This is a genomic window from Methylopila sp. Yamaguchi, assembly GCF_002897035.1.
Taxonomy (GTDB): domain Bacteria; phylum Pseudomonadota; class Alphaproteobacteria; order Rhizobiales; family Methylopilaceae; genus Methylopila.
Window position 1 is genome coordinate 138,323 of the sequence record NZ_BAUX01000002.1, and the last position, 13,926, is coordinate 152,248.

A 13,926-nucleotide genomic window follows, 5' to 3' on the forward strand; every position below is an offset into this window, starting at 1 on the left:
CCGGGGTCTCGTCGCGACGTGCTCGTTGCGGCGGCGGGAGAGGTCGCGCGGTCCCCGGCCGTCCGCGGCCAGAGCTCCGATCGAATCGCGTCAGCGCTTTTCGATGCGGATCAGCTGGGGCGCGCCATCGATATGCCCGTCCGCCTCGATCGCGTCCAGCGCGATCCGAAGGCTTGCCTCGGTCGTGGCGTATGTGATGAGCACCACCTGCACCGGCTCGCCCGCCGAGGCGTCACTTTCAGGCTCGCGCCCGCGCTGCACGATGCTCTTCAAGGAGATGCCCTGCTCCGCCATACGGGTGGCGATGGCGGCCGCGGCGCCCGGACGATCGATCACCGAAAGACGGATGTAGTACCCACCCTCATGCCGGCCCATCGGGGCCCGGGTCGGTGTCTGGAGCTTGTCCGCCGGGAGGCCGAACATCGGCGGCGTGACGCCGCGGGCGATGTCGACGATATCGGCGATGACCGCCGAGGCGGTCGCGGCTCCGCCGGCGCCGGGGCCCGACAGAACCAGCGCGCCAACCGCGTCGGCGTCGATCTCGACGGCGTTGGTCACGCCGTCCACGCGCGCGATCGCGCTCTCCTTCGGCAACATCGAAGGGTGGACGCGCTGCTCGACGCCGGCGTCGGTCCGGGTCGCGACCCCGAGCAGCTTCACGCGGTAGCCGAGCTCCTCCGCCATCTGCAGATCGAGCGGCGTGATCGAGGCGATGCCCTCGACATAGATGCCGTCGGCGTCCGGCTCGACGCCGAACGCGAGCGACGCCAGCAGCGCCAGCTTGTGCGCCGTGTCGAAGCCGCCGACGTCGAAGGTCGGGTCAGCCTCGGCGTAGCCCAGCCGCTGGGCGTCGGCCAGGCATTCGGCGAAGCCGATCTTGTCCTTCTCCATCCGCGTCAGGATGTAGTTGCAGGTGCCGTTCAGGATGCCGAACACGCGCGAGACGTTGTTGGCCGCGAGCCCTTCGCGCAGCGTCTTCACGATGGGAATGCCGCCGGCCACCGCCGCCTCGAACGCGATCGGGGCGCCCTTTTCCTCCGACGCTCGCGCAAGCGCCACGCCATGCTTCGCGAGCAGAGCCTTGTTCGCGGTGACCACCGGCCGGCCGTGCTCGATCGCGGTCTCGACGCAGGCGCGCGCGGGGCCCTCCGCGCCGCCGATCAGCTCGACCACGAGGTCGACGTCGTTGGCGCGCGCGAGCTGGCTCGCGTCCATGTGCCAGGCGACCCGCGACAGGTCGAGGCCGCGGTCGCGACCCTTCTCGCGGGCGGAGACCGCAGTGACCACGATTGGACGGCCGGCGCGCGCGGCGAGCTCCTCGGCCTTGGCCGACAGGATGCGCACGACGGCGGAGCCCACCGTGCCGAGGCCGGCCACGCCGACTTTGAGAGGTTCGACCATCAGTTATCGCCTCGGCGGGAAGCCGGCCGGAACACGCGTTCTGCGTCCGTCGAGAGGCGCCCTGTAGGGATGCTTCCCAGGATGAGGACCGTGGAGAATGCCAAGCGCCAAGCTCCTCATGCTGAGGAGCCCCGGCTCAGGCCGGGGCGTCTCGAAGCACGCAGCCACGTCGATGCGGCGTTCGCTTCAGGAATGATCAGAACCGCGGTCCGCGGGCAGAAAGCCTAGCGCGCCGCGGCGAGCGGGACGACGTTGTGCAACGTCTCGTCGGCCGATTCAAGGAACCGGCGGATGGAGCGGGCGGCCTGCCGGATGCGGTGCTCGTTCTCGACCAGCGCGATGCGGACGTACTCGTCGCCGTGCTCGCCGAAGCCGATGCCGGGAGCCACCGCCACATGAGCCTTCTCGACCAGCAGCTTCGAGAACTCGAGGCTGCCGAGCGAGCGGAACTTCTCCGGGATCGGAGCCCAGGCGAACATTGAGGCGCGCGGGCTCGGCACCGGGAAGCCGGCGCGGCCGAAGCTGTCCACCATGATGTCGCGGCGCTTCTTGTAGATCTCGCGCATCTCGGCGATGCAGTCGTCCGGACCGTTCAGCGCCGCCGAAGCCGCGACCTGGATCGGCGTGTAGGCGCCGTAGTCGAGATAAGACTTCACCCTGGCGAGCGCCGAGATCAGGCGCTCGTTGCCGACCGCGAAGCCGACGCGCCAGCCCGGCATCGAGTAGGTCTTGGACAGCGAGGTGAACTCGACGGCCACGTCCATCGCGCCCGGGACCTGCAGGATCGAGGGCGGCGGCACGTCGTCGAAGTAGATCTCCGAATAGGCGAGGTCGGAGAGCACGAAGATGTCGTGCTGCTTCGCGAAGCGCACCACGTCCTTGTAGAACTCGAGGTCCGCGACTTCGGCCGTCGGGTTCGACGGGAAGCAGGTGATGAGCGCGATCGGCTTGGGGATCGAGTGAATCACGGCCCGCTCGAGCGCGTGAAAGTACTCTGGCCCCGGCGTCGCCGGCACGTTGCGGATCACGCCGCCCGCCATCAGGAAGCCGAAGGCGTGGATCGGGTAGCTCGGGTTCGGCGTCAGCACCACGTCGCCAGGCGCCGTGATGGCCTGCGCCATGTTGGCGAAGCCTTCCTTGGAACCGAGCGTCGCGACGATCTGCGTGTCAGGATTAAGCGTCACGCCGAAGCGGCGGGCGTAGTACGCCGCCTGCGCCTTGCGGAGGCCGGGGATGCCCTTCGACGTCGAATAGCGATTCGTGCGCGGCTTGGTGACGGCCTCGATCAGCTTATCGTTGATGTGATCGGGCGTCGGCAGGTCCGGATTGCCCATGCCGAGATCGATGATATCGGCGCCTGCCTTCCGGGCGGCGGCCTTCACGCGGTTCACCTGTTCGAACACGTAAGGCGGCAGACGGCGCACGGAATGGAATTCGGTCATGGCACGATTCGCGGAAAGTGGGCTCCGGCGCACCAGCGCGCCGGCCGTCCGGGAATACAGTATGGGCCGTTTGCGGGCAAACCTCGGCGGCGTTCCGGAATCGGCAGAAAGTCTAAGAGGCTGCCGGGCCCGCCCCGCTCAGCGCTTGCCGCGCGCCAGAAGGTCCGCCTCCAGCTTCTTCTGCTCTTCGGGCGTGCGGAGGCGGCCCGGACGTTGCGGCGGCGTCACCCCGACGGCCGGGTACGCGAGGTTCGTAGGCGCCGGGGGCAGACCGCGGGTGCCCTTGTACTTCTCCAGGTCGCACCCGCCGAGCGCGAGCCCGCAGGCGACGAGGAGAACCGCGCGGGCGGCGTTCCGGGATGCGCTCATGGCTGTCTCTCGAACGCGGGCGGATCGCCCGTTTGTCTGGCGGAAGCGCCGGTTGGCGCGTGACGCGCGGCGCGGCTTGCGCCTATTGTCATGGGAACAGGTTACGACGCAACCCGCGGCGCTTGACGCGACCGCGGGGCCGTCGAATGGGGAGGAAGGGCTATGGCCCGGAGCGCCGTCGGACGTTCGGCGACGAAGCCTGCGAGAACGACCGGCCGGCGGGCCGCCGCCAAGTCCCGCCCTTCGGCGCGGCGCGCGAACGCCCGCGACAAGCAACCCGACGCGCCCGACAGCGCCGCCGACGCCCCTGCTCCGTCCGAGCGCGCCGCTCCGCGCTCCGCCACGCCGCAATCCGCGCCGCCTAAACTCACGCTCTCGAAATCCGACGCCGCCTCGTCCGCCGAACAGAAGCCGGCGCAGCCCAAGGCTGCAAAGCCCAAGTCTGCGCCATCCAAGCCCGCTTCGCGCAAGCCAGTACAGCGCCCGGCCGCCAAGGTGAGCGCGCCGCCGGCCTCCACGGAGACGACCGAGGTCAAGCTCAACGCTTTGAAGACAGCAGCGGCGCCAAAGAGCAAAACCGCGAAAGTGCGCGCAGCGGCCAAGACACAGGACGACGCGGGAACCAAACCTTCGCGGAAGCGGAAGGCGGCGGCCCCGACGGACGACCCAGCCAAACCCGCGGCGGCTCGATCGACGAGGCGCGAAGCGGCGGCCGACGCTCCGCCTCGCGCCGAGCGGACCGGCTCGACCGGCTCCGGCGCCGGGGCCGACCCCGGCGAGCGCGTAAAAGGGGACGAGGGAGCGGAGGGCGACGGCGCCGCCAATCCCTTCCTGACGCCGGAGGTCGAAGCCTTCGCGGCCAACATGGCGCGGCTGTTCGAGGAAGGCGGGCGCGCGCTCTCGGCCTATCTGCGCCCGCGCGAAGGCGCCCCGCGCAAAGCGGCCGGCGCGGATGAGATCGTCGACGTCGTCAGGACGCTCGGCCAGGTCGCCGAGCGCTGGATGGCGAACCCCAGCCGCACGCTGGAGGCGCAGCGCGCCTTCACCGGCGGCTTCCTGGAGCTTTGGGCGGGTTCGCTGAAGCGGTTTTCAGGCGAAGACGCCCCTCCGGTCGCCGTGCCGGACCCGCGCGACGCCCGGTTCAAGGATCCGGAATGGACCACGAGCCCGTTCTTCGACTTTGTGAAACAGGCCTATCTGCACGCCAGCCGCTGGGCCGAGCGCATGGTGGACGAGGCGCAGGAGCTTGATCCGCACACGCGGCACAAGGCGTCGTTCTACGTGCGCCAGATCGCGAACGCCGTGGCGCCGTCGAACTTCGTGCCGACCAACCCCGAGCTGATCCGCGAGACGCTGGCCTCCAAAGGCGAGAACCTCGTGCGCGGCATGCGGATGCTCGCCGAGGACATCGCCGCGGGAAACGGCGACCTGCGAATCCGCCAGACGGACGGCTCCAACTTCGTCGTGGGGAAGAACCTCGCCACCACGCCCGGCAAGGTGGTGTTCCGAAACGAGCTGTTCGAACTGCTGCAATACGCGCCGACCACCGAGATGGTCCGCACCCGGCCGGTGCTGATCGTGCCGCCCTGGATCAACAAGTTCTACATTCTCGATCTCACGCCGGAGAAGAGCTTCATCAAGTGGTGCGTGGACCAAGGCCTCACGATCTTCTGCATCTCGTGGGTGAACCCGGACGCCCGCCACGCCCAGCTCAGCTTCGACGACTACATGCGCGACGGAGTGCTGACCGCGCTTAAGATCGTCCAGGAGATTTCTGGCTCGGAGACCGTCGACGCCGTGGGCTACTGCGTTGGGGGCACGCTGCTCGCGATCACCCTCGCCTACCTCGCGGCGAAGGGCGAGGCGCCGTTCGCGAGCGCGACCTTCCTCACCACCCAGGTAGATTTCACCCATGCCGGCGACCTGAAGGTCTTCGTGGACGAGGAGCAGGTGAAGGCCGTCGAGGCGCGGATGGCCGAGTCCGGCTACCTCGAAGGCGCGAGCATGGCCAACGCCTTCAACATGCTGCGGTCGAACGACCTGATCTGGCCCTACGTCGTCAACAACTACCTGAAGGGCAAGGCGCCGTTCCCGTTCGACCTGCTGTACTGGAACTCCGACGCCACGCGGATGCCGGCGGCTAACCACTCGTTTTACCTGCGCGGCTGCTACCTCAACAACGACCTCGCAAAGGGCCGGATGACGGTGGGCGGGGAGCGTCTGGACCTGAAGGCCGTCACGGTTCCGGTCTATGAGCTCGCGACCCGCGAAGACCACATCGCGCCGGCGCGCTCGGCCTTTCTCGGCGCGCAGCTGTTCGGCGGCCCGGTGCGCTTCGTCCTGGCCGGGTCCGGGCATATCGCGGGCGTGGTGAACCCGCCCGCGAAGATGAAGTACCAGCACTGGGTCGGCGACGAGCCCGCGGGCGCCTTCGAGGATTGGTTCGCGGAGGCCGAGGAGAAGCCCGGCTCGTGGTGGCCGGACTGGCGCGGGTGGCTGGCCGCGGCGGACGCGACCGCGACGCCGGCGCGAACGCCCGGCGAGGGACCCTACCCCGCGCTCGACGACGCGCCGGGAACCTACGTCAAGGTCCGAGTCTAACCATCTGCCCGAAAACAAAAAAGCCCCGGATCGCTCCGGGGCTTTTCGTCGTGTCGTGCGCGACGTTCAGGCCGCGACGGCGTTGTGGGCGGCGCGACGCGAGATCGTCTCGATGTCGTTGCGGCCGATGTTGATGTCCCGCAGCGTGCGCTCGTCGAGGGTGGCGAGCTGCTCGAAGGTCTCGCGGTACACGCGCCACATGCGGTAGCGCTTCAGGAGGAAAGCCCAGAAAATCATCTTCTTCAGTCCAAGGGTCAGGCGGCTCGCGGCAGGCGGTCGCGCGAGAGCCTCTAGGCCGTCGCTGTCCGTCGCTGGGTCGTCATGTTTCGATGGAGCCTAGATAATCAGCAGACAGGCGCCCGAATAGACGGCAGACGGCATCGCAGCAATGCGCCGCTCACATGTCGCCTCGCCAAGGGGTTAACGGGCGGCCGTCGGGAGTTAACGCCGCTGCAGACTAAGGGGGTGAGCCGAACCGCGGCGTAGGGCTCGGTCGCGTCCGGACGCCGTGCTGCGACGCGGCGCCACAGCCCGGCTACTCCGCCGCGTCGTCGAGGGCCTGCCGCAGCGGCCGCCGCTCCAGCACCTCGGCGAGGAATCGCCCGGTGTGGCTGCCCTTCGCCCGCGCGACCTGCTCCGGCGTCCCGGTCGCGACCACCCTTCCGCCGCCGTCGCCGCCCTCGGGACCCATGTCGATGATCCAGTCCGCCGTCTTGATGACTTCGAGGTTGTGCTCGATCACCGCGACCGTGTTGCCCTGATCGACCAGCTCGTGCAGCACCTCGAGAAGTTTCGCCACATCGTGGAAATGCAGGCCGGTGGTGGGCTCGTCGAGGATGTAGAGCGTGCGCCCCGTCGCGCGGCGCGACAGCTCCTTCGACAGCTTCACCCGCTGGGCCTCGCCTCCGGACAGCGTCGTGGCCTGCTGGCCGACCTTGACGTAGCCGAGGCCGACGCGGGCGAGCGTCTCCATCTTTTCGCGGATCGAAGGCGTCGCCTTGAAGAACTGCACCGCCTCGTCGACCGTCATGTCCAGCACGTCCGCGATCGACTTGCCCTTGTAGAGCACCTCCAGCGTCTCACGGTCGTAGCGACGCCCCTTGCAGACGTCGCAGGTGACGTAGACGTCTGGCAGGAAGTGCATCTCGATCTTGATGACGCCGTCGCCCTGGCAGGCCTCGCACCGGCCGCCCTTTACGTTGAACGAGAAGCGGCCTGGCATGTAGCCGCGCGCCTTCGCCTCGGGCAGCGCGGCGAACCATTCGCGGATCGGCGTGAAAGCGCCGATGTAGGTCGCCGGGTTGGAGCGCGGCGTGCGGCCGATCGGCGACTGGTCGATGTCGATAACTTTGTCGAGCGCCTCGAAGCCCTCGATCCGCTCATGCGCGCCGGGGTTCTCGTTGGCGCCGTTCAGCTTGCGCGCCGCCGCCTTGAACACGGTGTCGATCAGCAGCGTGGACTTGCCGCCGCCGGAGACGCCGGTGACGCAGGTGAAGGTCGCGAGCGGAATCTCGGCGGTCACGTCCTTCAGATTGTTGGCCTTGGCGCCGAACACCTTCAGCACCTTCTTGGCGTTGAACGGCCGGCGCTTCGGCGGCGTCGGCACCATCAGCGCGCCGGTGAGGTACTTCCCGGTCAGGCTGTCGGGATGGGTCATCACCTCGTCCGGGGTGCCGGCGGCGATGATGCGGCCGCCGTGGACGCCCGCGCCCGGCCCGACGTCGACCACATAGTCCGCAAGCCGGATCGCGTCCTCGTCGTGCTCCACCACGATCACGGTGTTGCCGAGGTCGCGCAGGCGCTCGAGCGTCGTCAGAAGACGGGCGTTGTCGCGCTGGTGCAGGCCGATCGAGGGCTCGTCCAGCACGTAGAGCACGCCGGTGAGACCCGAGCCGATCTGGCTCGCAAGCCGAATGCGCTGGCTCTCGCCGCCCGACAGCGAGCCGGAGTTGCGGGCGAGCGTGAGGTAGTCGAGCCCGACGTCCACAAGAAAGCGCAGCCGGTCGCGGATCTCCTTGAGGATCCGGTAGGCGATCTCGTTCTGCTTCGCGGTGAGGTGGTTCGGCAGGTCGTCGAACCAGGCGTGGGCCGCCTTCACCGAGAGCTCCGACGCCCGGCCGATGTGCCGGTCCGCTACCCGCACCGCGAGCGCCTCCGGCTTCAGGCGATAGCCCTCGCACACCAGGCACGGCACATCCGACATGTAGCGGCCGATCTCCTCGCGGGACCAGTCGCTCTCGGTCTCCTTCCAACGCCGCTCCAGGTTGCGGACCACGCCCTCGAAGGTCTTCGTGGTTTCGTAGGAGCGCAGGCCGTCGTCGTAGACGAAGCGCACCTTGTCGGCGCCCGAACCATAGAGGATGACGTTCTTCGCCTTCTCCGGCAGGTCGGACCAGCGGGTCGTCAGCGCGAAGCCGTAGTGCTTGGCGAGGGCGTCCAGCGTCTGGACGTAATAGGGCGAGGTCGAGCGCGCCCAGGGGGCGATCGCGCCCTTGCGCAGGGTCAGCCCGCCGTCGGGAACCACGAGGTTCGGGTCCACGCTGAGCTCGGTGCCGAGGCCGTCGCAGGCCGGGCAGGCGCCGAAGGGGTTGTTGAAGGAAAACAGTCTAGGCTCGATCTCGGCGATGGTGAAGCCGGAGACCGGGCAGGCGAACTTCTGCGAGAAGGTGAGCCGCTTCGGCTGGCCGTGCTCGTCGGTCTCGCCGGCGAACTCCGCGATGGCGATGCCGTCCGCGAGCGCCAGCGCCGTCTCCAGGCTGTCCGCCAGGCGGCTCGAGATCTCGCCGCGGATCACCACGCGGTCGACCACCACGTCGATGTCGTGCTTCAGCTTCTTGTCGAGCGCCGGCGCGTCGACGATCTCGTAGTAGGTCCCGTCGATCTTGAGGCGCTGGAAGCCCTTCTTCTGGAACTCCGCGATCTCCTTGCGGTACTCGCCCTTGCGGCCGCGGATGACCGGCGCGAGCAGGTAGAGCCGGGACCCCTCCGGCAACGCGACCAGCCGGTCGACCATCTGGCTGACGGTCTGGCTCTCGATCGGCAGGCCGGTGGCCGGCGAATAGGGAATCCCGACGCGCGCCCACAGCAGGCGCATGTAGTCGTAGATCTCGGTGACGGTGCCGACGGTCGAGCGCGGGTTCTTCGAGGTGGTCTTCTGCTCGATCGAGATCGCCGGCGACAGGCCGTCGATCTGGTCGACGTCCGGCTTCTGCATCATCTCGAGGAACTGGCGGGCGTAGGCCGAGAGGCTCTCGACGTAGCGGCGCTGACCTTCGGCGTAGATCGTGTCGAAGGCGAGCGACGACTTGCCGGAGCCCGACAGGCCGGTGAACACCACCAACCGATCGCGCGGAATGTCGAGGTCGATGTTCTTGAGATTGTGCTCGCGCGCCCCGCGCACGGAGATCAGCCGCGCGTCGCGCCGCTCGGGGCCCCGCTCCGCCGCGGCGTCGAAGGCCGCCTCCAGCGCCGCGGCGGAGGTCTTGGCCGTGGGCTTCGGCGCGGTCTCGCCGGCGGACTTGCCCGCCGGTTGGGCGGCGGTCTTGACGCCGAGTTTGGCCGCAGCCTGCTTCGGCGCTCGGGCCTTGCCGGCCGGCGAAGAGGTTTTCGTCATGAGGTCACGTCGTCCCGCAGCGGCTCGATCCCGCCATTCGATCGTCAAGTCGGCCCGCAAGGCGTTCAGGTCAAGCGGAGCGCTTGTCGCGCCGCGCTCCGCATGTTAAGGAACATAGGAAGAACAAACGCCCTTGTCCACCGCTACGCCCTCCGTTCCGAGGCTTGTGGACAAGCCCGACGCGGGGGCGACGGCGGCGGGCGCGGCGATTAGGGTGCGCGCTCAAGCTTTCAGGAGATCGTCATGGCGGGCAGCGTCAACAAGGTCATTCTGGTCGGAAATCTCGGCCGTGATCCGGAAGTCCGCCGCATGAACTCCGGCGAGCCGGTGGTGAACCTGCGGATCGCGACGTCCGAGAACTGGCGCGACAAGCAGTCCGGCGAGCGCCGCGAGAAGACCGAGTGGCACTCGGTGGTGATCTTCAACGAGAACCTCGCCAAGATCGCGGAGAATTATCTGCGCAAGGGCTCGAAGGTCTATGTCGAGGGTCAGCTTCAGACCCGCAAGTGGACCGACCAGTCCGGCGTCGAGAAGTACACGACCGAGATCGTGATCCAGCGCTTCCGGGGCGAGCTCGCCCTGCTCGACGGCCGCGGCGGCGGCGGTTCGGACGACAGCTACGAGGCCGGCTCCAACGAGAGCTTCGGCCGCTCGAGCCCCACCGAGCGGCGTTCGCCCGCTCCGGCGGCTCCCTCGTCGGGCGGCGGGCGCGGCGGCTACTCCGACGCCATGGACGACGACATCCCGTTCTGACGCCGACCCGATCGGGGCGCCCTTCTCGCGAGGCGGTCGATGACGCGCGGCGCGGCCGCCCGGAGGCTGCGCCGAGACGCATTGCTTGCTCCGACAGCTTCCAAGGTCGCGGGATCGCGCCGATGAGCGGCGCCGCGAGCTATGGCGGGCTGTTCGTCGCCGCCTTTCTCGCCGCGACGCTGCTGCCGGCGCAGTCGGAAGCGGCGCTCGTGGGCCTGATCGCGCTGGGCGAACGGTCGCCCTTGGCGCTGGTCACGACAGCGAGCCTCGGCAACACCCTGGGCTCGCTCGTGAACTGGGCGATCGGCCGGCAGGCGGAGCGTTTTCGCGGCCGGCTATGGTTTCCGGCGTCCGATCGCGCGCTCGAACGAGCAAAACGCTGGTACGGCCGCTATGGCCGCTGGTCCCTGCTGTTGAGCTGGGTCCCGATCATTGGCGACCCGCTGACCCTGGTGGCCGGCGTTCTGCGCGAGCCGCTCTGGAGCTTTCTGGCGCTGGTGGCGCTGGCGAAGACCGCCCGGTACGCGGCGCTTGCGGCCGGAACGCTCGCTCTCGGATAGGCGAGCCTCGCCGGAGTTCGGCCTGGCCGAGGGCGGCCGCCCCCGTCAGCCGCGCCGAGCGAGCCCCCCGGACCGTCTCAGGCGGCCCGGACGGTGGCGAGGAAGCGCTCGACCTCGACGCGAAGTTCGGCGGAACGCTCCGACAGGTTCGAGGCCGAGGACAGCACCTCGCCCGCCGCGACGCCGGCTCCCTGCGCGGCGCTCGCCACGGCGCCCATGTTTTCGGTCACCTCGGTGGTGCCGACGGCGGCCTGCGAGACGTTGCGGGCGATCTCCTGCGTCGCCGCGCCCTGCTCCTCGACGGCGGCGGCGATCGCGCTCGACGCCGACGAGATCTCCTCGATCCGGCTGGTGATGCCGCTGATCGCGGCCACCGCGTCGTTGGTGGAGAGCTGGATCTGGGCGATCTGCGACGAGATCTGCTCGGTCGCCTGAGCGGTCTGGTTGGCGAGGTTCTTGACCTCGGAAGCCACCACCGCGAAGCCGCGGCCGGCTTCGCCCGCCCGGGCCGCCTCGATCGTGGCGTTGAGCGCGAGCAGGTTCGTCTGGCTCGCGATCGCCTGGATCATCGCGACGACGTCGCCGATCGTGTTCGCCGCGACGCTGAGGTCGCGCACCAGGGCGGCGGTCGCGCCGGCGTCGGCCACGGCCGTGCGGGCAAGCTCCGCCGACCCCTGAACCTGACGGCCGATCTCCTGGACGGAGGCGCCGAGCTCCTCCGCCGCCGCGGCGACCATCTGCACGTTGGCCGCCGCCTGATCGGCGGCCGCAGCCACTGTGCTGGAGCGCCGGGCGGTGTCGCTCGCGGCCTGGTCCATGCCCGAGGCGGTGCCCTGGAGCTGGGAGGAGGCGGCCGCCACCGCGCCGACCACGCCGCTCACCGCCGCTTCGAAGCGGTCGGCCATGTCGCGCATCGTAGCCTTGCGCTGCGCCTCGGCGCCGGCGCGGGCGAGCGCCGTCTCCTCCTCCAGCGCTCGGGCGCGGATCATGCCGTCTTTGAACACGTCGACCGCCTGCGCCATCCCGCCGACCTCGTCGCCGCGGTCGCGGCCCACCACGTCTACGGAGAGATCTCCGCCGGCGAGGCGCTTCATGTCGTCGGTCATGCGCCGCAGCGGACGCGCGACGTTGAGCGTGAGCAGCGCCGCGGCGCCGATCGCGAAGACGATGGCGAGCGCGACGAAGATCACGGTCGCGACCGTGGCCTCCGCGTAGGCCTTCTGGGCCGCGGCGCCGCTCTGCTGGGCGGCGGCGTCGTTGAGGTCGATCAGCTTCTGAAGTTCGGAGAGCGCGGCGTTGCTCGCAGTCGACATGGTGGTGTTGTACATCCGCTGCGCGCCGACGACGTCGCCTGCCGCGGCGAGCGCGTTCATCTCGTTCTGGAGCCGGCCGTAGGCGGCCCGGCCCTGCTCGAAGGCGACGTAGGCCTCCTTTTCAGCCGACGTCGTGGTCTGCCCAACGTACTGAGCCTGAAGCGCGGCGAGTTCGCTTTCCCGCTTCGCCAGCGTCTCCGCGATCTCGCCCCGGAGCGCAGGCGTATCCGCAGAGATCAAACGGCCGCCGTTGATACGCAGGCGCAGCGTCGCGACCTGCATCTTGCCGAGGATCTGCGTGGTCGGCAGTCGGCTTGCGCGGAGGTCCTCGGCGGCGCCGTTGACTTGGCCAAGCTCATAGAGCGCGAACCCGCCGAGACCTGCGACGAGAACGACGAGGCCGCCGAACGCGAGGTTCAGCTTACGTCGGATGGTGGCGGTCTTCAGCATGGGGAACTCGTCGCGGGGCGGTTAGACACCCTCGAACACTCGCCGACCCGGACTAATTTCTTATTAATCAAAAGTCTAAGACAACGCGCTGATCCGCCAGGGACGATCGTTCGTTTGCAAGCGATCGTCGAAAGCGATCGATAACCTTGCCCGCGCATTTCGGCCTCCGGCGGCCTGCGGAACAACCGCTCCTTTACCGGCGGTCCCTCACGGTCCCCGCCATGTCAGTCGCCCTCGATTATCGCCAAGCGCCCGATCCGTCCGACGGCCCGCTCCGGATCGTCCACCTCGTCCGCTCGCCGGTCGGGGGGATCTTCCGGCACATCGCCGACCTCGCGACGGCGCAGGCCGCGGCCGGCCATCAGGTCGGTTTCGTGTGCGACAGCCTTACGGGCGGCGCCTTCGAGGCCGAGCGCATCGCGGCGCTCGAGCCAAACCTCGCGCTCGGGGCGTTTCGGCTGCCGATCGCGCGTCAGATCGCCCCCTCGGACATGACGGCGCTCGCCCGGGTGCACCGTCGGCTGGCCCCGCTCGCGCCTGACGTGGTTCACTCGCACGGCGCGAAGGGCGGCGTGTTCGGCCGTGTCACGGGGGCCTGGCTCAACCGGGCGAAGCCGGTGGCGCGAATCTACGCGCCCCATGGCGGCAGCCTGCACTTCGACGCCGCCAGCGCCGAAGGCCGCATCTACTTTGCGATCGAGCGCGCGCTGGAGCGCATGAGCGACGTGCTGGTGCATGTGAGCGAGTACGAGCGCCGCGCCTATGTGGAGAAGGTCGGCGCGCCGCGCTGCCGGGCCGTCGTCGTGCGCAACGGCCTGACGCCGCCGGAGTTCGAGGCGGTGGCGCCCGCGCCGGACGCGACCGATTTCCTTTACCTCGGCATGCTGCGCGATCTCAAAGGCCCCGACGTCTTCATCGAGGCTCTGGCGCTGCTCGCACGCGACGGCGCCGCGGCGACCGCGACCATCGTCGGCGACGGCCCGGACGAGGCCCGCTACCGGGCGCTCGTCGCCGAGCGCGGGCTGGCGGCGCAAGTCCGCTTCCTGCCGCCGCGGCCTGCGCGCGAGGCCTTCGCGATGGCGCGCGCGATCGTCGTGCCGTCGCGGGCCGAATCCATGCCTTACGTCGTGCTCGAGGCGATTGCGGCCGGATTGCCGATCCTCGCCACCGACGTCGGCGGCATCCCGGAGATCTTCGGCCCGTTCAGCGGCGATCTGCTTCCGGCCGGTGACGCGCCCGCTCTCGCCGCGGCGATGGGGGGGCTCATGGCCGACGCCGGCCGCGCCCGGGGGATGGCGCGCGACCGTCGGGCGCACATCTCAGGCGAGTTCGCGCTATCGTCGATGGCGTCGCGGATCGAAACCGTTTACCGCGACGCGATCGCGGCACGCGAAACGCGAACTTTCTCCGTTCTGTAAAAGTGT

General features: G+C 69.3%; 10 protein-coding genes. 4 read left to right on the top strand and 6 right to left on the bottom strand.

Annotated elements, in window-relative coordinates; translation table 11 throughout:
- Positions 1-90: 90 nt before the first annotated feature.
- The 3 genes from METY_RS02860 to METY_RS02870 form a co-directional block, all read right to left on the bottom strand.
- Positions 91-1,401 carry a homoserine dehydrogenase gene (locus METY_RS02860; RefSeq protein ID WP_103119891.1) on the bottom strand — a complete coding sequence of 437 codons (1,311 nt, stop codon included), beginning with the start codon at positions 1,399-1,401 and terminating at the stop codon, positions 91-93.
- 224 nt (positions 1,402-1,625) lie between these two features.
- Positions 1,626-2,843 carry an LL-diaminopimelate aminotransferase gene (locus METY_RS02865; protein WP_103119892.1) on the bottom strand — a complete coding sequence of 406 codons (1,218 nt, stop codon included), beginning with the start codon at positions 2,841-2,843 and terminating at the stop codon, positions 1,626-1,628.
- A gap of 138 nt (positions 2,844-2,981) precedes the next feature.
- On the bottom strand, positions 2,982-3,212 hold the full coding sequence (locus tag METY_RS02870) for a hypothetical protein (protein ID WP_103119893.1): 231 nt from the start codon (positions 3,210-3,212) through the stop codon (positions 2,982-2,984).
- Between the two features lie 864 nt (positions 3,213-4,076).
- On the opposite strand from METY_RS02870, the gene phaC reads away from it, so the two are divergent.
- Positions 4,077-5,813, top strand: coding sequence for a class I poly(R)-hydroxyalkanoic acid synthase (gene phaC / locus METY_RS02875; RefSeq protein WP_244593513.1), 1,737 nt, complete (start codon positions 4,077-4,079; stop codon positions 5,811-5,813).
- 66 nt (positions 5,814-5,879) lie between these two features.
- Here phaC and METY_RS02880 read toward each other — a convergent pair whose 3' ends face one another.
- Both METY_RS02880 and uvrA read right to left on the bottom strand, forming a co-directional pair.
- Positions 5,880-6,050, bottom strand: a complete 171-nt coding sequence (locus METY_RS02880; RefSeq protein ID WP_020185620.1) for a DUF1127 domain-containing protein — start codon at positions 6,048-6,050, stop codon at positions 5,880-5,882.
- 298 nt (positions 6,051-6,348) lie between these two features.
- Complete coding sequence (gene uvrA / locus METY_RS02885) at positions 6,349-9,426, bottom strand: excinuclease ABC subunit UvrA (protein ID WP_244593497.1); 3,078 nt, start codon at positions 9,424-9,426, stop codon at positions 6,349-6,351.
- Between the two features lie 243 nt (positions 9,427-9,669).
- Here uvrA and ssb point away from each other — a divergent pair, with 243 nt between their 5' ends.
- Together ssb and METY_RS02895 are read left to right on the top strand one after the other, a co-directional pair.
- Positions 9,670-10,179, top strand: a complete 510-nt coding sequence (ssb, locus tag METY_RS02890; RefSeq protein WP_103119895.1) for a single-stranded DNA-binding protein — start codon at positions 9,670-9,672, stop codon at positions 10,177-10,179.
- A gap of 122 nt (positions 10,180-10,301) precedes the next feature.
- Positions 10,302-10,739, top strand: a complete 438-nt coding sequence (locus METY_RS02895; protein ID WP_103119896.1) for a YqaA family protein — start codon at positions 10,302-10,304, stop codon at positions 10,737-10,739.
- Between the two features lie 77 nt (positions 10,740-10,816).
- Here METY_RS02895 and METY_RS02900 read toward each other — a convergent pair whose 3' ends face one another.
- A complete protein-coding gene (locus METY_RS02900; protein WP_103119897.1) occupies positions 10,817-12,502 on the bottom strand; it encodes a methyl-accepting chemotaxis protein in 1,686 nt (561 codons plus the stop codon).
- 221 nt (positions 12,503-12,723) lie between these two features.
- On the opposite strand from METY_RS02900, the gene METY_RS02905 reads away from it, so the two are divergent.
- A complete protein-coding gene (locus tag METY_RS02905; protein ID WP_244593498.1) occupies positions 12,724-13,920 on the top strand; it encodes a glycosyltransferase family 4 protein in 1,197 nt (398 codons plus the stop codon).
- Positions 13,921-13,926: the final 6 nt, after the last annotated feature.

Coding starts and splice junctions, on each gene's coding strand:
- METY_RS02860 (WP_103119891.1), bottom strand. CDS start 1,401: ATGGTCGAACCTCTCAAAGTCGGCGTGGCCGGCCTCGGCACGGTGGGC.
- phaC (WP_244593513.1), top strand. CDS start 4,077: ATGGCGCGGCTGTTCGAGGAAGGCGGGCGCGCGCTCTCGGCCTATCTG.
- METY_RS02880 (WP_020185620.1), bottom strand. CDS start 6,050: ATGATTTTCTGGGCTTTCCTCCTGAAGCGCTACCGCATGTGGCGCGTG.
- METY_RS02895 (WP_103119896.1), top strand. CDS start 10,302: ATGAGCGGCGCCGCGAGCTATGGCGGGCTGTTCGTCGCCGCCTTTCTC.
- ssb (WP_103119895.1), top strand. CDS start 9,670: ATGGCGGGCAGCGTCAACAAGGTCATTCTGGTCGGAAATCTCGGCCGT.
- uvrA (WP_244593497.1), bottom strand. CDS start 9,426: ATGACGAAAACCTCTTCGCCGGCCGGCAAGGCCCGAGCGCCGAAGCAG.
- METY_RS02900 (WP_103119897.1), bottom strand. CDS start 12,502: ATGCTGAAGACCGCCACCATCCGACGTAAGCTGAACCTCGCGTTCGGC.
- METY_RS02905 (WP_244593498.1), top strand. CDS start 12,724: ATGTCAGTCGCCCTCGATTATCGCCAAGCGCCCGATCCGTCCGACGGC.
- METY_RS02870 (WP_103119893.1), bottom strand. CDS start 3,212: ATGAGCGCATCCCGGAACGCCGCCCGCGCGGTTCTCCTCGTCGCCTGC.
- METY_RS02865 (WP_103119892.1), bottom strand. CDS start 2,843: ATGACCGAATTCCATTCCGTGCGCCGTCTGCCGCCTTACGTGTTCGAA.